Below are 19,345 nucleotides of genomic sequence, written 5' to 3'. Positions count from 1 at the left end.
CACCGCTCGAGAAGCGAACCGATCGGCGAAACGGCTACTCGAGGTACCGTCCCGCGACCGATTCCAGAATTTTCCGCTCGGCCTGTCGCCGGTGTTCGTCGGCGGTTCGACGGTCGATCCCCACCGACTCGGCGACCGCCGCCATCGACGTCTCTCGAGGAATCTCGTAGTACCCGCGCTCGTACGCCGTCGCGAACACCTGGCGCTGTCTGCGCGAGAGTGCCGGCAACGGTTCGCCGATCCCATCCGGTGTCCGATCGCGGTCGAGGCTGTCGAAGGCGAGGTCCCGCTTGGACTCGACGCTCACGTCGAAGTCTTCGAGCAGGTCGTGATAACAGCGGGTGAGGTGAGCGGACTCGAGCGCCAGGAGGCGAATCGACCGTGCCCCGTCTGCGTATCGAATCGGCGGCAACAGGAGACAGCCGTGGTCGTCCAGGACGGCGTCGACGACCGTCGTATCGAGGGCCTTGACGCAGTTTCCGGTGACCGCCACGGCCTCGGCCCCGTCGACGATGGCGTCGTCGATTCCGGCGAATTCATCGACGGCCTCGAGGACCGCCTCGAGACGACTGGTCTCGCACTCGAGGAGCAGCAGGTCGCTGTGGTCGTTACACCACAGGGAGAGTCGCGCGTCGAACGCCGCGGTGATTGCATCATAGGAGCCGAACTCGGCCCCCGATCCGGAGCTGGCGAGGCGGAACGTCGCTTCGTGCACGGACGGCCCGAGGTTGGCTACATATATAATACCCGGCGTGTGGCTACTCGAAACACTTGCCGGCCCAGAACGTGTGCGTACGTATGGCAGACTCGTCTTCGAACATCGAACGCGACCAGGATGGGACGACCGAATGGGAGGGAATCGGCGAACCGAGCGAGCAATGGCGATCCTACCGGGGCGCGCCGACCGGCACCGACCTCGAGTGTCGCGGCTGGCGCCAGGAGGCCGCGTTCCGGATGCTCAACAACAACCTCGACCCCGAGGTAGCCGAGGACGCTGAGTCGCTCGTCGTCTACGGCGGCACTGGCCGGGCGGCCCGGTCGTGGGACGCCTACGATTCGATCTGTGACCAGTTGCGCGACCTCGGCGACGACGAGACGTTACTCGTCCAGAGCGGGAAACCCGTCGGCCGGTTCACGACCCACGAGCGCGCCCCGCGGGTGCTCATCGCGAACTCGAACCTGGTCGGCAAGTGGGACGACTGGGAGCACTTCCACGAACTCGAGGCCCGCGGGAAGATCATGTACGGGCAGATGACCGCCGGATCGTGGGCCTACATCGGGACCCAGGGGATCATCCAGGGCACCTACGAGACGCTGGCCGAACTCGGCCGACAGCACTTCCCCGAACGCGATGGCCTCGAGGGACGAATCGTCGTCACCGCCGGTCTCGGCGGGATGGGCGGCGCCCAGCCGCTGGCCGTGACGATGAACCACGGCGTCTGCATCGCCGCCGACGTCGACGAAACGCGGATCGAGCGCCGCCTCGAGACCGGCTACTGTCAGGAGTGCGTGCCCGACCTCGAGACGGCCATCGAGCGAGCAGAGGACGCTACCGAGGCTGGCGAGGCCTACAGCGTCGCCGTCCACCTGAACGCCGCCGACATGCTCGAGTCGATGCTCGAGCGCGGCTTCGTCCCGGACGTGATCACCGACCAGACGAGCGCCCACGACGAACTCGAGGGATACTACCCCGCCGGCTACTCGGTCGAGGAGGCCGACGCCCTGCGGGAGCGAGACCCCGAGACGTACGTCGAGGAGAGCCTCGCGACGATGGAGCGCCACGTCGACGGCATTCTCGAGTTACAGGAGCGGGGCGCCATCGCCTTCGAGTACGGGAACAACATTCGAGGGCAGGTCCAGGACTATCGACGTGGCGCGAACGGCGGTGGTGGCGCGGGCGACGGCGGCGAGAGCGAAAAACCGTGGCCCCTCTCGGGCGCCGACTCGAGCGACCGGCAGCCGTTCGACTTCCCTGGCTTCGTCCCCGCCTACGTCAGGCCGCTGTTCTGCGAGGGGAAGGGGCCCTTCCGCTGGGCAGCGCTTTCGGGCGACCCCGCCGACATCCACCGCACTGACGACGCGGTCCGCGAACTGTTCCCCGAGAAGGAACACCTCGCCCGGTGGATCGACCTCGCCCAGGAACACGTCGAGTTCCAGGGGCTCCCCTCCCGCGTCTGCTGGCTCGGGTTCAGCCGCGACGAGGATGGCCTCACCGAGCGCGCCCGGTTCGCCCTCCGGATCAACGACCTCGTCGCCGACGGCGAGATTTCGGCCCCGATCGTCGTCACGCGCGACCACCTCGACGCCGGGTCGGTCGCCAGCCCGAACCGGGAGACCGAGGCGATGGCCGACGGCACCGACGCGGTCGCCGACTGGCCGATCCTGAACGCCCTGCTGAACTGCGCCGCCGGTGCCGACATCGTTAGCGTCCACGACGGCGGCGGCGTCGGCATCGGGAACGCCCTCCACGCGAACAACCACGTCGTCCTCGACGGGAGCGACCTCGCCGCCGAGAAGGCCCGCCGCGTCTTCACCACGGACCCCGGCATGGGCGTCGTACGTCACGCCGACGCCGGTTACGACGAGGCGCTCGAGGAAGCCCACGAGTCGGACGTCACGATCCCGATGGGTGGTGACGAACGGTGACAGCCTTCACCAGTTCGGCCGAGTGGGAGAGCCCCTCGAGCGACCCCAACGACGAGACGTTCGGCGACGTGGTCGTCGCGGTGGCACTCGAGCACGCGGAGGAGTACGGCGCCGTGCTGGTCGGGGAGCCCTCCGACGTCGCCGTCATCGGTCGTCGCGGCGCGCGTGAGGGGCCGCGAGCAATTCGGGAGTCGATGGCCGGCGTGAAGACCCATCACTTCGAGGCAGGCCCGATCGGATCGAGCGGGGTGGTAGGCACGAGCGGGTCAGTAGACGCGAACGGCTCGGTCGCCCCAATCGGTGACCTCGGCGACCTCGAACTTCCCGACGCCGACGTTTCGACCGTCCAGGACCGAGCGGAAGCGGCCGCCCAGGCCGTCTACGAAACCGGCGCTCGCCCCGTATTCCTGGGCGGCGACAACTCCCTGACCGTGGCGAACGTCTCGCCCTTGCTCGCTGACGGCTCGGTCGGCGTCGTCAGCCTCGACGCCCACCTCGACTGTCGCGAACCGATCGACGGTCCCTCGAGCGGCACGCCCTACTACCAGCTTCACGAGCGCGGCCTGGACGCCTTCGCCGTCGTCGGCGCGCGCCACTTCGAAACCTCGAGCACGTACGCACGGTTCGTCGAGGAACAGGACGGAACGGTCATCACCGCAGAAACCGTTCGCTGGGACCTCGAGACCGGGGCGACGCGGGCGCTCGAGGCGATGACCGGCGTCGATCGGATCTTCCTCAGCCTGGACGTCGACGTGCTCGACGCGGCGTTTGCGCCCGGCGTGAGCGCGCCCACGCCGGGCGGGCTGACGACGGCCGAGCTGTACGCGCTCCTCAGCCGAATCGCGGCCGACGAGCGCGTTGCCGGGTTCGAGGTGGTCGAGTGTGCGCCGCCGCTCGACCGCGGTGGGATGACGAGCGACGCGGCGGCTCGAGCCGTCGCGCACGTGCTCGCGGGGTGGTCGACGTGAGTCGCGATACGGGCGCTCTCGAGTCCGAGGGCCACACCACTGTCGTCTACGGCGCGAGCGAATTGGTGGTCGGCCCGACAGCGGACGAAGCCGCGAGCCAGGACGGAAATGGAAACCGGAACGGAAGCGCGGACGACGGAGCGACCCTCGAAACCATCGAGAACGGCGCGTTCGTCGCCGTCGACGGCGAAGTCGTCGCCGTCGGCCCCACGGACGAAATCGTTCGAGAACACCCGCCAGAGAACGCCGACACGGCCGTCGACGCGAGCGGCCGAGCGGTCGTTCCCGGATTCGTCGACCCACACACCCACGCGGTCTTTGCCGGGGACCGCTCCGACGAGTTCGAGGCCAAACTCGAGGGGACGAGCTACCAGGAGCTGCTCGCGCAGGGCGGCGGTATTCTTCGAACCGTGCGAGCGACGCGCGAGGCGAGTCTCGATCGTCTCGTCGAGAACCTGCTCGGCCACCTCGACGTCATGCTCGCCCACGGGTCGACGACCGTCGAGGTCAAGTCCGGCTACGGACTCGAGACCGAGACCGAGTTGCGAATGCTCGAGGCCATCGACGCCGCGAACGAGCGCCACTCCGTCGACCTCGTGTCGACCTATCTCGGCGCCCACGCGGTTCCGGAGGGCGCCGACGCCGACGAGTACGTCGACGCCGTCGTCGACGAGCAACTGCCCGCGGTGGCCGAGCAGGGAATCGCCCGCTACTGCGATGTCTTCTGCGAAGAGGGCGCGTTCTCCGTCGACCAGTCGCGACGGGTGCTCGAGGCCGGTCTCGAACACGGCCTCGAACCGAAGGTCCACGCCGAGGAACTGTCCCACCTGGGCGGGACGCAACTCGCGGCCGACCTCGAGACTGCAAGCGCGGACCACCTGCTCTACGCAACCCGCGAGGACGTCGATGCGCTCGTCGAGGCCGGAACGGTTCCCGTCCTCCTTCCCGGCACCGCGTTCGGCCTCGGGGAGGCCTACGCCGACGCTGAGACGATGCTCGAGGCCGGCGCCCCGGTGGCAATCGCGACCGACTTCAACCCGAACTGCTACTCACGGAGCATGGAGTTCGTCCAGACGCTCGCGTGCGTCGAGATGGGAATGACGCCCGCAGAGGCACTGCTGGGTGCGACCAGGAACGCGGCCAGAGCGGTCGGCGCGACGGACGGGACGGGCACCCTCGCGGTCGGCGCCCCCGCCGACGCGCTCGTGCTCGAGGCGCCGCGCTACGCCCACCTCGCCTATCGGTTCGACACGACGGCCGTAGAGACGGTGCTGAAGCGAGGGCAGGTCGTCGTGGAAAACGGCACGGCGCTCAAGGAGGTGCGTTCGTCGTGAGCGTCGCTGCGCTCGAGTCCGGTCGGGCGGGCGGGTTCTCCCCGTTCGAATCAGTAGGTGATACCAGTGCGGCGACCTCAGTAGGTGATGATTTCGTAGCCGTCGGCGACGAGGGATCGGACGCTCGGATGCCCCTCGAACTCGGCGGCCTCCTCGACGGGTTCGTCCTCGACCTCGTCGTCGACGTCGTAGGCGTCGGCGCAGTACGAACACACCTGCGCGTGCTGCTCGACGGCGTCGTAGAGGGCGTGGTAGTCGTGGTCCTCGTCGGCGAGTTCGGGGACCCACTGGGTTCCCGCGCCGTCGAAAATGAGTTCGACCTCGTCGCCGTGGTCGTCGAACTCCTTGGCGGTCTGGAGGGCGTTGACGACGCGACCGAGGTCGGACGGTGCTTCGGTGCCAGCGAGAACGATGATCGCGGTCTTTGGCATGTGGTCGACCGTTCACGGCGGACAGAAAGGACGGTTGTGCGCTCGTGTGCAGGTGGCCCACGAACGAACGGAGGACGGCGGGACGGAGGCCAGCATGACTGACGACGACAGCGGCCCCGTCGAACTCGACGGCCGATCGCTCACCCCCGAAGACGTCGTTGCCGTCGCTCGAGACGGCGTCCCCGTAACGATCACGGAAGACGCCCGCGAGCGCGTTCGCGTCTCCCGCGAGCGCGTCGAGGACGTGATCGAAAGTGGCGAACCCGTCTACGGCCTCAACACGGGCTTCGGCGAACTGGTCGACGAACGCATCCCGCCGGACCAGATCGAACGCCTCCAGACCAACCTCCTGCGGAGCCACGCCGCCGGCGCGGGCCGGGAGTGTACCCGCGAGGAGGTTCGGGCGATGATGGTCTCGCGGGTCAACGCGTTAGTCGCGGGCTACTCGGGCGTACGAGAGGTCGTCGTCGACCACCTCGTGACGCTGCTCAACGAGGACGTCCAGCCGGTCGTCCGCTCACGAGGGAGCCTCGGCGCCAGCGGCGACCTCGCGCCGCTCGCCCACCTCTCGCTGGTCCTCATCGGCGAGGGCGAAGCCATCCTCCGGGACGACGATGGACCGATGCGTGTCGACGGAGAGATGGCCCTCGAGGCGGTCGGTCTCGAGCCTCTGTCGCTCGCGCCGAAGGAGGGGCTGGCGCTGATCAACGGCACCCAGCTGACGGTCGGACTCGCGGCGATGCTCGTCGTCGACGGCGAGCGGTTGCTCCGGGCTTCGGACGCCGCGGGCGCGCTCACGACGGAGGTAACGCTGGGGACGACGGCTACGTCCGACGCGGCCATTCACGACGTGCGGCCCCACGTGGGCCAGCAACGAAGCGCCGCGGCGGTTCGCGCGCTGACGGCCGACAGCGACGTCGTCGAGGCTCACCGGAACTGTGACCGCGTCCAGGACGCCTACTCCCTGCGGTGTCTCCCGCAGGTCCACGGGGCCGTCCGCGACGCGTTCGCCCACCTCCGGGAAGCCGTGGCGGTCGAACTCAACAGCGCGACCGACAACCCGCTCGTCTTCTCGGCTGCAGACGCGGACGACCGCGCCTCCGGAACCGACCGCGCCGCCGTCATCTCCGGGGGGAATTTCCACGGCCAGCCGCTCGCGCTGCGCCTGGAGTACGCCCGCCTTGCACTGACCGACCTGGGGGCGATCGCCGAACGCCGGATCGATCGAATCCTCAACCCGAACCTCCAGGAGGACCACCTCCCGCCGTTTCTCGCCCCCGAGAGCGGCCTGCAGTCGGGCTACATGATCGCTCAGTACACCGCCGCCGCCCTCCTCAACGAGTGCCGGTCGATCGGCGCGGCCTCGAGCGACAACACGCCGGTCAGCGGCGGCCAGGAGGATCACGTCAGCATGAGTTCGCAGTCGGCGCTGAACGCCCGGCGCGTGCTCGAGAACGTCCGTCGGATCGTGGCGACCGAGGCGGTCTGTGCGACGCAGGCGGCCGACTACGTCGGCAACGCTGAGGACGTCGACGTCCTCTCGCCGTCGGCCGATCGGGCGGCGACGGCGGCCGCACTCGGGAGGGGAACTGGAGCGCTCTACGAACACGTCGGGCAGTTCGTCCCGCCGCTCGAGGACGACCGCGTGCTAGACGACGAACTCGACGCGGTCGCCGACGCCATCGCCTCCGGGGGGATCGATTCCGTAGTGCTTCCGGTGCTCGAGGCTGGGGACGAATAGTAACGCGGTGTTCGAGACCACAGACGAACGGTAACGTCCAGTGGTCGAAGCCGGTCGCTCCGCCTAGTCGGTCCCGTCTTCGTCGAAGAAGTCCCGGAGAATTTCCTGTAAGCCCCGCCGGAGGTGCTGATGCATCGTCGGCGCGGCGATTCCCATCGATTCGGCGATCTCTTCGCCCGTACTTCCGCGCGGCCAGTCGAAGTAGCCGCCGTAGTATCCCAGTCGAAGCGCCGTGAGCTGGCGATCCGTGAGCCGGTCGGCGATTCGATTGCGTCGGTCGCGGGCGGTCATCACCGGCCGGTCGGCCTCGCGTTTGGAGACGAGTTCGGTCTGTGTGTAGATCCGCTTCATCGCCTCGACCATCTCGCGCGTATCGGTCTCCCGGGAGACCTCGGCCGTCAGGTGCCCGACGCCGTCCTCGACGATGACGTCGCGCACCGTCGCCCCGTAACCAGTGAGCGTTCGAACCGCGGATTCCGAGAGTCGGATCTCGATCGTTGCCTGGTCGTCGCCGTCGTGGATGAGCCGACACTCCTCGACAGTGGGATGGGCGGTCGCCTCGTCGTGCACCGTCGTCCCGTCGAGTCCCTCGACCGTCACGTACTGGTAGGTTCGACCGGCGGCCGTCGCTCCCGACCACTCGAGGGTACACGTGCAGTCGTACTGCTCTGAGAGGTCGAACGAGAACGAGTCGCCGCCCCCGATCCGGAACTCGAGGACCGTCACGGAATCGGCGAACAGCAGCCGGCGGTTCTTGATCGCATTGATGGCGAAGCCGATCGTCTCGCCGAGGAGCCGAAAGGCGTCCTCTTCGCGCTCGCCGAACGCGTCCGCTCGACGAGCCAGTACGGTCAGTACGCCGTACACGCTGTCACCGTGGGCGAGCGGGACCGCCAGGGCCGATTCGATGCCGTGTTCGCGGGCAGCCTCTTTGAGAGGATTGGGTAGGCTCGAACGTTCTGACAGGTTGTTGCTCGACTGAATCGAGCTCTCCCGCATCGCACGGACGATAGGCCGGTCGGGATCTGCGTCGAGGTCAATCTCCTGAATTCGCTCGAGATAGGACTCGACGTCGCCACACCCCGTCTGGTAGACCACGTCGTCGTTCCCGGAGGGTCGTGAGATCCACGCCCCGCAGTAGAGGTCGGAGGCGACGAGCTGTTCGCAGACGGCGTCCTCGACGGCTGACTGCGTCGGCGCTTCGACGAGCGTCTCGATGATACGCCGGACGACGGCGTTGATCCGGTTGAGCAACTCGAGTTGATCCCGGCGCTGTCGAAGCGCTTCCTCCCTATTCGCCCGTTCGGTGACGTCGCGCGCCAGCCAGATCACGGCTCGCTGATCGGCCGAGCGCAGGTCGATCGGGGCGACACGCGCCTCGTACAGCCGCACGCCTTCAGTCGTATTCGTCTCGTACTCGACGTGTTCGATGGCGTCGTTCTCGAGAGCTGCCGTGACCGCCTCGTGTAAGCGATTCGCCTGCGGGTCCGGAAACGCGTTCCACAACGTCTGTCCGACGAACTCTGTCGAAGCGATTGTGTAGAGGTCGGCTGCATCGGGTCGGACGTTCGCGTCGAGGTAGGTTCCGTCCGCTCCGATCACGAAGACCTCGTCGGGCAACGTCGTCGCGAGCAATTCGGCAGCCGTCGTGACGGGACGGGGCGAGCCGGTGTCCTCGAGAGCGCGCTCCCAGTGGGTCTCTACCCGGTCGTCGATCGCCCCGAGCGACGACGCGGGAACGTAATCGTCGGCACCGCCCCGAATCGCGGCGGTCGCGATCCGGTCGGATCCCTTCGGCGAGACGACGATCGTTCGTCGACGGTCAAATCCGTCCGTCAGTGTCTCGAGCATCGACCGAACCCACGACTCGTCGCGAGCGCAGACGACGACCACCGGAAACTGTTCGGTGCCGTCCTCGAGAAGCCGACGACATGCCTCGCTCGAGGTGACGGTTCGAACCGGCCGGTCGATATCGTCAGCGACTTCGTCGACGAGCGCCTCGTCGTCCGTCGATGAGGCGATGAGGACTGCGTGTGAATCGGAGTTGATCGACATGATCGGATCACGGCCGTTGGCCTGCAGCGGTAACCGCTCGGTGCGTACGCCTCCGACGGCGGCCGTCGCCGGATACGCGATCGGGCGATTCGCGTCCGTCTGAGAGCGTGAACGAGGTTCGAGAGGGGCAGAATCGATTTTCAGAGGACGCATGGACGCACGAGCGAACCGTCCGCGTCGACTGCCCCACTCGATTTCCCCAGTCTTGTTAGACTGTTGGCAACCCGAGTGGATAAATGGTTCGCTACGGCCGATTCCTGACTCAGTCACTACGTAACTATTCGACGTTGCTGCCGTCTTGCGGTTTATTCAGTTGCATATTCGTTTCAAGCGGCACAAACGATCGCACTGACTTATACCGGGTCCGCCTCACCTGTAAGTGGGGATGGGATGATAGAGACCGTCAAATCGCTGCTGTTCACCGAGTCGGAACGCGAAACGATTTACGAGTGTCGGCGGTGTGGAACCGGCGTCGACTCGCCGTCGAGTACGTGTCCGTCCTGTGGGAACGAGGACATCGCCAGTTTTCACACGCGGTGACCGGAAAAATCTCAGCACGTCAGCACCAACTTGAGCGGCCGTTCTGTCAGCAGCCACCCAATATCGACGTCGCCCGATCGATTAAATCTCGTCCTTCTCCTTGAGCTGCTCCATAACGTCGTCGACGAACGAGTCGACGTTCTCGTAGGGGAAGTCACCGCCCGAGAGTTTCGTGTTCAGTTCCATCGCCGTCATCGAGAAGTCACCGGACTCGAACTTCGTCCCCGGCCCGTTCGGCAGGGCGGGTACGAGGTCCATCGGGCTCGAGATGGGGTAGTCTGCGCCTTCGAACGCCTCGGTAAACTGCTCGCGAAGTTCGTCTTCGTCTGCCATAGCACCCTGACGTTCAGAGCGATAAATAATAAACCTGTTTACTAGGTCCCGAATTCTGGACTGCTCCTCAGTCGTTCCCAACCTGGGCAGCGATGTCCTCGACGACCTCCGGGTTTCGGAGGGTCGAGGTGTTGCCGAGTTCGTTGCCCGAGGCGATGTCCTCGAGCAACCGGCGCATGATCTTGCCCGACCGAGTTTTCGGGAGTTCGGGTGTGACGATGACCTCCTCGGGTCGGGCGATGGGCCCGATGGCGTCCTCTACCCCCTCGATAATCCGGTCGCGCATCGAGTCGGTCGCGTCGGCATCGTCCTCGAGGATGACGTAGGCGTAGACGGCTTCGCCTTTGATTTCGTGGTCGCCGCCGACGACGGCGGCTTCCGCGACGCCCTCGACGCCGACGATGGCGCTCTCGATTTCCATCGTCCCCAGGCGGTGCCCGGAGACGTTGATGACGTCGTCGACCCGGCCGAGGATGGTGATGTAGCCATCCTCGTCGATTTTCGCGCCGTCTTCGGGGAAGTACACCCACTCGTCGGCCTCCTCGTCGGAGTACTCCTGCCAGTACTCCGAGAGGAAGCGTTCGTCGTTCCGGTAGAGCGTTCTGAGCATCCCCGGCCAGGGGTTATTCACGGTGAGGTAGCCGGCGTTGCCCGCCTCGACCTGATCGCCGCTGGCGTCGACGATTCGGGCGTCGATGCCGGGCAACGGCGGCCCGGCCGATCCGGGTTTCATCTCGCCGACGCCAGGGAGCGTGGTGATCATCATGCCCCCAGTTTCGGTCTGCCACCAGGTGTCGACGATGGGGCACTCGCCGTCGCCGATGTGGTCGTAGTACCACTGCCAGGCGCGGGGGTTGATCGGTTCGCCCACGGTCCCGAGGAGGCGCAGACTCGAGAGGTCGTGCTGGTCGGGATACTGTTTGCCCCACTTCATGAACGCGCGGATAGCGGTGGGCGCGGTGTAGAAGATGTCGACGTCGTTCTTCTCGACGAGGTCCCAGAGCCGATCTTTCTCGGGGTAGTCGGGCGTCCCCTCGTACATCACGGTGGTCGTGCCCAGCGCGAGCGGGCCATACACGATGTAGCTGTGGCCGGTGATCCAGCCGATGTCCGCCGCACACCAGTAGGTGTCCTCGGGCTTGACGTCCAGGACCGCGTGAGAGGTCCAGGCGGCGTACGACAGGTAGCCCCCCGTGGTGTGTTTCACCCCCTTTGGCTGGCCGGTCGTCCCCGAGGTGTACATCAGGAACAGCATGTCTTCGGCGTCTCTCGAGACCGGCTCGACCGATTCGCCCTCGTGTTCGCTGACCAGTTCCTCGTAATCGTGGGCGCTGGCCCCGAGGAAGTGGTTCAGTTCGTCGCCGAGGCGGTCGACGACCACCGTCTCGACGTCGTGATCTACGCCGCGAAGCCCCTTGTCCGCCTTCTCCTTGTGGTTCAACGGGTCGCCGCGGCGGTAGTAGCCGTCGCAGGTGACGAGGTACTCGCTGTCGGCTGCGTTCATCCGCGTCGCGAGCGCATCAGCCGAGAAGCCAGCGAACACCACCGAGTGCGGTGCGCCGATACGAGCACACGCCAGCATCGCGATGGGCAACTCGGGGATCATCGGCAGGTAGAGGGTGACGACGTCGTCCTCTTCGACGCCCAACTCTCGCAACGAGGCGGCGAACGCCTCGACCTCGTACAGCAGGTCGCTGTAGGTGTAGGTTCGCGTCTCGCCCAACTCGCCCTCCCACTTGATCGCCGCGCGATTCTTCGCACCGTCTTCGACGTGGCGATCCAGACAGTTGTAGGAGGCGTTGAGTTCGCCGCCGGTGAACCACCGATAGAACGGCGCGTCGTCGTCCTCGAGTACGGTGTCGTACGCCTGGTTCCAGGAGAGCATGTCTGCAGCGCGCTCCCAGCACGCCGGCCAGTTCTCCTCGAACTCCTCGTAAATCTCGGGGTCGCTCACGTTCGCTTGCTCGACGAACGACGCCGGCGGCTCGTAGGTCTCCCCCTCGGCCAACCGCGCCTCGAGTTCGGTTCCCTCGTCGGTATCTGGTTCCTCGGCCATGACTAGTGTAAACATCGGGCATGAGCGGGATAAACGTTATCCTCGTCGCCGTTTCTCGTGGCGATTTCAGGGTATCGAAGGAGAGGCGCGTCGTCGATCGATTCGAGATGAAGCCGGGATCCGTGGGGAACGACCGACGAAAGATTCAGGCCCGATTGCCTGCCACGAACGCGAATACGAGCGCGAGGAATCCGAGGACGACCGCCGCCATGCCTACTGGCATAGCACCCGTCATCGCCACCGTTCCGCCGGCGACCACACCGGCACTGCCGCCACCGACGGCACCGACTCGGACGAGGTCGGCGTTCCCCTTCGGTTTCGATTCCTCAGACTGCACGTCGAGGTCGTCGACCGCCGACGCGAGCGTCTCGAGGCGGTCGGCCTGGGCCGACTGTTCAGTTTCGAAGGCCTCGAATCGGTCCGACTGGCGCTCCCGTTCGTCGAGCAGCGAGTCGACCCGTTCGGTCGCCGTCGCTACCGAGTCGACCGTCGGTTCGACGTCCGCGAGGCGCTCTGCGAGCGCGGTCGTTCGTTCCTCGAGGTGTTCGATGTCGGCGGCGGAAATCTGTTCCTCGCGTTTCCCCCGCTCCTCGAGCGTCGACTCGATCGATTCGACGCGCTCGAGTGCAGTCGCCACGCGCTCGTCGGACGTCTCGATCCGATCGTCGCGTTCGGACGCGTCGGTCTCGAGCGCGGAGACTGCGTCGTCGAGGCTCGATAGCTCGTTCTCGTGGGTGGCGACGGCGTCTCGGGTCGTCTCGAGGTCGTTGGACAGGGATTCGAGTGCTGCAGCGTGATCCTCGAGAACGGCTTCCGTTTCGCGAACGGACGCCGCCTGATCGTCGACGGCCGCCTCCACGTCGTGAATCGCGGTCGCGTGGCCCTCTAGTGTGGACTCGACGGCGTCGACCGTCTCGGTAACGTGCTCGAGATCCGACGATACCGACTCGGCCGCCGCGGTGGCGGTGTCGACGTCCTGGACCGCTTCGTCGAGGTCCGATCGGACGGCCTCGAATGCATCATCCGAGGGGATCGTCTCTTCGACCGCCGAGAGGTCCGCCTCGAGGGCCGAGACACTGTCGGCGAGTTCGTCGCGGTCCTGGGCCGCGTCCGAGAACCGCGCGTCGGTGTTGGATTCAAGTGCCGAGAGGTCGGCCTCAAGCGCCGTGACGTCGGCCTCGAGTTCGTCCGCCGTCTCAGCGATCGATTCGACGGTTCGCTCGAGTCGTCGGACCGCTTCCAGCGTCGATTGCACGTCGTCTTCGACGGCCGTCAGCGATGCCTGCGTCGCGCGAGCGTCGAGCGCCGATTCGACGGATTCGAGATTGTCGGCGAGTTCCTGGACCGCCGAACTGGTCGACTCCACGGCCTCGGTCGTCGACTCGAGGTCACCCGAAACGCCCTCGAGGCGGGTCTCGAGCGCATCGACGTCCTCGGCTTTCGCGCTGGCGTCGGATACGTCCTCGAGGCCGTCAGCGAGCGACTCGACATCGGCCGTGACCGCTCCGACGGTCTCGTCGATGGATTCGACCGTCGACTCGAGGGCCTCGAGGTCGCCGACCACCGCGTCCATCTCGTCGTCTCTCGAGCCCAGACGCTCGAACAGTTGTGTAATGGCGTCGTCGCTTCGAGCGCGCTCGGTCTCGCGGGCCGCGTCGTCGAACGAGAGTGTGGCATCGGCTCCGCTGGATGACGCGCTCGTACCCCCTCCCGCCTCCGCACCAGGCGAGGGCGACGAGGCGGCGTCGACTGGCCCGTTCGACTGTTCGGAGTGGTGGCCGTGACCCCAGAGGACGCCTTCGTACGCGACGACGCCGTCTCTGGCGGCCTCAAGCGCACCACGAACCGGGCTCTCGGCGGGATTCTCGGCGAGGCGAACGCCGCGAATCGAGAACGGGAGCGAAGCAGCGTCGAACCGACCACCGAGGAGGAACTCGATTCCAACGATTGCCTCGTCCCCAGCGACAGCGACGGGAACGCTGATCCCTCGCTGGAAGTCGGCGTCGCCTGCTCGAGCGCGTATCAGGGCGATCAGGTCGGCCACCAGTTCGTCGTGGGCCCGTGCGAGGGCGTTCTCGACGTCGCCGGTCGCCGCGTTCGGATCGAGGGTGAAGCCCTCGAGGACCGAAGCGATCTGGTCGGGAGCGTGATCGGTCTGGGCGGCGGCGCGCTCGACGAGCCAGTCGCTCCCGCGTGCGAGCGAGCAGGTGAGCACCGGGACGCCGTAGTACGACAGGCCGACGCTCGTCGTCTGGGACTCGATGCAGACGCCCAGCCCCGTGTAGTTGTCCTCGCCGAGTTGATCGTAGACGACGGCGAAGCCCTTGCCGATCGGCGTCGCCTCGTCGACGCACTCGGCGACGGCGTCTGCGACCGTTTCTCGAACCTCGGCCGAAGTTCCGTCGGTCTCGACGAGCGTTCCCGGCGTCGTGTACCAGCACTCCGTCGCGTCCGATCCGTCCAGGACGGCGGCCACGAGCGTCTCGAGGGCGCGGCCGCACCACTCGTGCTCGAGCGTTCCGTTCGTGAACAACGGGACCGGTTCGGTGCCGTTCGCTCGGGCGGCCGAACGGGCCGCCGTCCCGACGAGGTACGTCGTTCCGTCGTGTTCGAACGACAGTTCTGATTGTTCTTCATCCAGTGCGTCCGTGCCGTCCACGCCGTCCTCGAGCGGGAACACCGCGGCCGGTTGAGTCGTGACGACCGTCTCCGAACCGTCGTTTCTCGCCGACCGGAGGGCCCCCGTTCCAATGTCGAGACCGATAGCCATGCGACCGGATGACGGGGTGGCCTCTTTGCCTTTTGGCTCAAAATACCAGAACTGAAAATCAGCGCGTCGCGAAACGCGGATTGGCCGCCGCGCGTTGTCGCCCGGCCAGAGGGAGTCAAGATTGCCCAATCCGAGGGGATTGAGGGTGTCCGATCCGAGGGTCTCGAGGTCGCTCGATCAGAGAGGGTCGAGGCCGTTTTCGGCCCGCAACACGTCGATGTACTCCCGGAACCCGGTCTCGAGGTCGTACTCGGGGTCGTACCCCAGGTCGTCCTTCGCGGCAGTCATGTCGAGCTTCTGGGTCCACGGGAGCTCGCCCTCGTCGGACACCTCGAGGTCGGCACCGGGGACGATGGATTCGACCGTCTCGGCGGCCTCGCGGATGGTCGCGACGGTCCCGCGAACGTTGTAGACGCGACGGGAGAGGCGCTCGTCGGGGGCGAACGTCGCCTTGCGGAACGCCTGGGCGATGTCCCGGACGTACTGCCAGTCGATTACCTGGTCGCCGTACTCGACGGCGAACGCCTCGCCGAGGGCGGGCTTCTCGATGATGTTCGCCAGGAACGCAGAGCCCCCGGTCTCGCGGTAGGGGCCGTAGGCGACCGTCGGACGGAGTGCGACGTGGGAGACGCCGTGGTCCTCGTAGTAGACCCGCGCCTGGTGTTCGTTGTACTCCTTGGTCGCCCCGTAGAGCGTGTCGGGGTAGACGAGGTTGTCCTCGGTGACCCAGCCGTCGTTTTCCGTGTAGTTCGTCGGCGGCGCGAATACCGCGGCCGAAGACGCCCAGGCGACGCGCTCGACCTGGTCGTCGAGGATTCGAGCGGCTTCGAAGACGTTGTTCGTCCCCTCGATGTTGACGTTCATCGCCGCGCGCGGGTTCTCGCGCGCGGTGGTCGTCAGCAGCGCGGCGAGGTGGACGATGTGCGTCGCGCCGGTCTCGCGAACGGCGCCGATGACGTCGGTCACTTCGGAGACGTCCCCGCGGCGGATGTCGACGTCGTCGGCGATGCCGAGTTTCTCGAGAATCCGCGGATCGGTCGAGAGGTCGAACGCGACGACGTCGTGACCCGCTTCGACCAGGTCCTCGACGACGTACGAACCGATGAATCCCGTGCCACCCGTGACGAGTACTGTGTCCGCAGACATTATCACGAATCTCCATCGTAGACGGCAAAAGCGTTCTGACATGGCGCCGTGGCTCGAGGCCGTGATGCGAACGTCCGAGAGTCGACGTACCGCCCTGAAGTGAACGGAAGCGCCTCGAGAGCGCGGGGAACGGTTACGAACTGGCGACTCGAGTCGACTCGCCGAGGCGCACGTCGTCGCCGACCGAGAGGGTGGTTTCCCACTGGTCGTCGGGAACCTTCGTGTTGACCATGAGCCGGAAGTAGTGGTCGAACCAGTCCGACCCGGCCCACGACGGAAGCGTTGCCTCCCGGCGTTCGACGAACGTCTCCCGGAAGCCGGGGGTGTCTTCACCCGTGTCCGGATCACGCGTCGGCACGACGCAGCGCTGGCAGGGGTTGATTCCCAGAAGCGTCGCGTCGCCGAGTTCGAACGAGACCGCCCGCCCCGGCCGGTCGTACAGGCGATCCTCCCAGAACGCCTCGTCGGCGCTGATCTCGAGGTTCGCCCGCAGCCGTCGTCGCATCTCGTCGACGTCGATACCCTCGTACCAGTCGGCGACGGCCTCGAGCGTCCCCGTGCTGATGACCGTCGGCCCGGAGGCGTCGGTGTCGTCCGGGAACCCGCCCTCGTCGTCGCAGACGACCTGGACGCGGTAGCCGAAGAAGTCCGTGAGCCACGACTCGAGGGAATTCCGGTCGACGTCGAGGTGGTAGGTCCGCGTCTCGCCGCCTCGCTCGCCGATCGCGACCGTCTTCCGCTCGAGGTCGTACTCGGTGTGCAACCGGTGGACCGCCCGCTCGCGTTTTCCGTTGACGTACGCGTCGGACTCGTCGACGATCGCGTACCGTCGATCCCACTCGAGCGCTCCGTTTTCGCCCACTCGAGCCGTATCGACGGCGACTGGATCGAGTGACTTGATCGGGTAGACGGAGAGCCGCTCGAGGTGTGCCATCACCGAGGAGTAGTGATCATCGGATAAATACATTCGTACAGCTGTCGTTCCGACGAACTATTCGTGGAGGCCACCGACCTCGTCGTAGAACGACGAGGAAAGCTGGTCGGCCATCTCTTCGTCGGGATCGATCCGCACGTCGACGACCGTCGGTACCGACGCAGCCTTCGCGTCCGCGATGGCATCCTCGAGGTTCGCAGGGTCGGAAACCCGGACGCCGTCGCCGCCCAGGGCCTCCGCCACGCCGACGAAGTCCGTGTCGTGGAAGTGCGCGCCGGGAATAGCATCGTCCATCTGGCGAACCATGCCGAGTGAGGTGTCGTTGAGGACGACGAACGTCGGCGCGACGTCGCAGTCCACGGCGGTCTCGAGGGCCGTCATCGTCATGGCGAAGCCGCCGTCGCCGGCGACGCAGATAGCGTCCTTGCCGAGGAGAGCGCCGGTGACGGCGGCTGGCGCCGCCCACCCCATCGCGCCGACGCCACCGCTCCCGTAGTAACTTCCCGTCGTCTCGGTCTGGAGGTAGTTGAGGAGCCAGAAGCGGTTGTTTCCGGAGTCCGCGGTAACGACCGTGTCCTCGTCGACGACTGCTTCGATCGCCTTGCACACCCGCTGGGGTTTGATGGGTGTGCTCTCGGCCTCGCAGGCGGGCACGTGGAAGTCCTCCCGCGCCTCGGCCGCTCGCTCGAGCGCCCAGTCGTTTTCGGCGTCGCGGCCCTCGCTCGCCTCGAGCAGTGCTGCAAGCGTTTCGCCAGCATCACCTATCAGGCCGACGTCGGCCGGGTAGACCCAGCCGGCGTTTCTCGAGTCGACGTCCGCGTGGATGATCGTCTGTTCGTCGGGGCGGATGAACGACTCGGCCTGCCAGTTCGTGTCCATCGGGTTCATCCGACAGCCGACGACGACTAGGACGTCCGCCTCGCTGACGACGCGGTTCGCCCCCTCGTGACCGAACGAACCGATGACGCCTGCCGCGCGCTCGTGGGTTTCGGGGATGGTGGATTTCCCCAGATAGGAGGTGGCAACGACGGCGTCGTAGGCGTCGGCCACGGCCTCAAGGCGATCGTAGGCGTCGGGTTCGTCGGTTTCGTTGCCGCCGGCGCTCGCGTGGACGCCGTTACCCGCCAGGATGACGGGGCGGTCGGCGTTTGCGAGCGCGTCCGCAGCGGCCTCGACGTCGCGGTCCGTCGGCCGCGACTCCCAGTTTCTGACCTGGGTTTCGTCGTCCCAGAGACCGGGCGTGACGTCCTCTGGTAGGTCGTCCGTAATCGCCGAGCCGTCGAAGATGACGGCACAGGGGCCGTTCCGACCGGCGGTCGCGTGCTTGAACGCGAGCTGGACCGTGCGGACGGTTTCCGGCGGCGTGCGCGGGAACCACCACTCCTTGGTCACGCCGTCGAGAATCTTCGGCAGCGAGAGGCCGCCGTAGTCGCCCCTGGACTGCTGGTAGGGCGCGAGCGTGGAGTAGTCGCCGCGCTCGGAGGCCTCGGTGAGCACGACCATCGGCGAGGAGCCGAGCCTGGCTTCCATCTGGCCAATGGCGCCGAGGCTGCCGATCCAGGGCCCCTGTCCAGCGAGAACGGCGGGGGAGCCGGTCATCCGACCGTAAGCCTCGGCCATGACGCTCGCCTCGCGCTCGTCGCGCGGGCGGACGACCGTCACGTCGGTGTCCCGGTGGCCAATCGTCTCGAACACCTCGATGAGGCGGCCGCCGGGATAGCCGAAGACGTACTCGACGCCGAGCGCCTCGAGCGTGTCGACGACGCGGTCGGCGGTCGTCTGCGTGGAGTGCGTGTCGTCCATGATGGCCGACTCAGTCGTCCTCCGAGGGGAGCGCCGTCTCGGCGACGTGGACGGTCTCCTCGACGACCATCGTCTCGCTCGCCTCCATGTCGGCGAACGTCGCCGCGTCGGCCTGCACTTCCTGCCCGACGTCGGACTCGAACGCGGCGGCCATCGCCGCGCCGTCGGCGAACGTCAGCCGGACGATGCCGTCGTACGCCGACTTCGAGGGATCGGTCGGCGTCGACGTGACGTACCGCTCGAGGCCAGGGAGGTCCGACGCGAGGTCGGTGTGGTCTCCCAGCCAGCGCTCACAGAACTCCTCGTGACTGAGGTCGTCGTCGCGAACCAGCAAGTTGACGAACGTGATCATGTTCCGTGCGTGGCGTCTTCGGGTTCGACCTTTGCTCTGTCGGTCCGGTCCGCTCGCTCGAGCAAGATACATTGTTTCGACCTCGAGTAAATTTGGCGTATACATCATATCCCGAACATTGGATTTCGGGAGATTATTCACCAGATAATCGGGACCAGTGAGCGTAAAATCGAAGTACTGAGTCGGGCCGTGGAAACGGGAGGCATACCGACTGGAAAATCCTCCGGATTTATGTA

15 protein-coding genes are annotated in these 19,345 nt (G+C 66.5%); 5 read left to right on the top strand and 10 right to left on the bottom strand.

From position 1 onward, the window contains the following. Positions 1 to 34 precede the first annotated feature (34 nt). Positions 35 to 715 (bottom strand): helix-turn-helix domain-containing protein, encoded by a 681-nt coding sequence (locus NGM29_RS11220; protein WP_254156258.1) that lies wholly within the window; start codon positions 713 to 715, stop codon positions 35 to 37. A gap of 83 nt (positions 716 to 798) precedes the next feature. Between NGM29_RS11220 and hutU the strand changes: the two genes are divergently transcribed. The 3 genes from hutU to hutI are packed head-to-tail and all read left to right on the top strand — an operon-like array spanning position 799 to position 4,948. Continuing rightward, positions 799 to 2,646 carry a urocanate hydratase gene (hutU, locus tag NGM29_RS11215; RefSeq protein WP_254156257.1) on the top strand — a complete coding sequence of 616 codons (1,848 nt, stop codon included), beginning with the start codon at positions 799 to 801 and terminating at the stop codon, positions 2,644 to 2,646. Next, entirely contained in the window at positions 2,643 to 3,614 is a 972-nt protein-coding gene (hutG, locus tag NGM29_RS11210; protein ID WP_254156256.1) for a formimidoylglutamase, read from the top strand. The genes hutU and hutG overlap by 4 nt, the downstream gene beginning before the upstream one ends. Continuing rightward, a complete protein-coding gene (gene hutI, locus NGM29_RS11205; protein ID WP_425499136.1) occupies positions 3,602 to 4,948 on the top strand; it encodes an imidazolonepropionase in 1,347 nt (448 codons plus the stop codon). Before hutG ends, hutI begins: the two co-directional genes overlap by 13 nt. Before the next feature lie 77 nt (positions 4,949 to 5,025). Here the strand turns inward: hutI and NGM29_RS11200 are convergent, their stop codons facing one another. After that, positions 5,026 to 5,379: a DsrE family protein gene (locus NGM29_RS11200; protein WP_254156254.1), complete on the bottom strand. Its 354-nt coding sequence runs from the start codon at positions 5,377 to 5,379 to the stop codon at positions 5,026 to 5,028. A 94-nt stretch (positions 5,380 to 5,473) separates the two neighbouring features. Here NGM29_RS11200 and hutH point away from each other — a divergent pair, with 94 nt between their 5' ends. Then, positions 5,474 to 7,120 (top strand): histidine ammonia-lyase, encoded by a 1,647-nt coding sequence (hutH, locus tag NGM29_RS11195; protein ID WP_254156253.1) that lies wholly within the window; start codon positions 5,474 to 5,476, stop codon positions 7,118 to 7,120. Between the two features lie 63 nt (positions 7,121 to 7,183). Here the strand turns inward: hutH and NGM29_RS11190 are convergent, their stop codons facing one another. Then, on the bottom strand, positions 7,184 to 9,175 hold the full coding sequence (locus NGM29_RS11190) for a bacterio-opsin activator domain-containing protein (RefSeq protein WP_254156251.1): 1,992 nt from the start codon (positions 9,173 to 9,175) through the stop codon (positions 7,184 to 7,186). A gap of 390 nt (positions 9,176 to 9,565) precedes the next feature. On the opposite strand from NGM29_RS11190, the gene NGM29_RS11185 reads away from it, so the two are divergent. Next, positions 9,566 to 9,715, top strand: a complete 150-nt coding sequence (locus NGM29_RS11185; RefSeq protein WP_254156249.1) for a primosomal protein N' — start codon at positions 9,566 to 9,568, stop codon at positions 9,713 to 9,715. 81 nt (positions 9,716 to 9,796) lie between these two features. Here the strand turns inward: NGM29_RS11185 and NGM29_RS11180 are convergent, their stop codons facing one another. The 7 genes from NGM29_RS11180 to NGM29_RS11150 all read right to left on the bottom strand — a co-directional run bounded on the left by NGM29_RS11180 (position 9,797) and on the right by NGM29_RS11150 (position 19,109). Continuing rightward, a complete protein-coding gene (locus tag NGM29_RS11180; protein ID WP_254156247.1) occupies positions 9,797 to 10,048 on the bottom strand; it encodes an MTH865 family protein in 252 nt (83 codons plus the stop codon). A gap of 67 nt (positions 10,049 to 10,115) precedes the next feature. Then, positions 10,116 to 12,104 (bottom strand): acetate--CoA ligase, encoded by a 1,989-nt coding sequence (gene acs / locus NGM29_RS11175; RefSeq protein ID WP_254156245.1) that lies wholly within the window; start codon positions 12,102 to 12,104, stop codon positions 10,116 to 10,118. Between the two features lie 145 nt (positions 12,105 to 12,249). Beyond that, the gene (locus NGM29_RS11170; RefSeq protein WP_254156243.1) at positions 12,250 to 14,874 is read right to left on the bottom strand and encodes a disk-shape morphogenesis protein volactin; all 2,625 of its coding nucleotides are present in this window, start codon (positions 14,872 to 14,874) and stop codon (positions 12,250 to 12,252) included. Between the two features lie 177 nt (positions 14,875 to 15,051). Further along, on the bottom strand, positions 15,052 to 16,020 hold the full coding sequence (locus NGM29_RS11165) for an NAD-dependent epimerase/dehydratase family protein (protein ID WP_254156241.1): 969 nt from the start codon (positions 16,018 to 16,020) through the stop codon (positions 15,052 to 15,054). Between the two features lie 133 nt (positions 16,021 to 16,153). Further along, entirely contained in the window at positions 16,154 to 16,954 is an 801-nt protein-coding gene (locus NGM29_RS11160; protein WP_254156239.1) for an MOSC domain-containing protein, read from the bottom strand. A 57-nt stretch (positions 16,955 to 17,011) separates the two neighbouring features. Beyond that, complete coding sequence (locus tag NGM29_RS11155) at positions 17,012 to 18,757, bottom strand: thiamine pyrophosphate-binding protein (protein WP_254156237.1); 1,746 nt, start codon at positions 18,755 to 18,757, stop codon at positions 17,012 to 17,014. 10 nt (positions 18,758 to 18,767) lie between these two features. Next, positions 18,768 to 19,109 (bottom strand): EthD family reductase, encoded by a 342-nt coding sequence (locus NGM29_RS11150; RefSeq protein WP_254156236.1) that lies wholly within the window; start codon positions 19,107 to 19,109, stop codon positions 18,768 to 18,770. Positions 19,110 to 19,345 lie beyond the last annotated feature (236 nt).

Source organism: Natronosalvus rutilus (assembly GCF_024204665.1).
Lineage (GTDB): Archaea > Halobacteriota > Halobacteria > Halobacteriales > Natrialbaceae > Natronosalvus > Natronosalvus rutilus.
The sequence above is the reverse complement of the archived record's forward strand: the minus strand, read 5'-3'. Positions and strand labels throughout refer to the sequence as shown.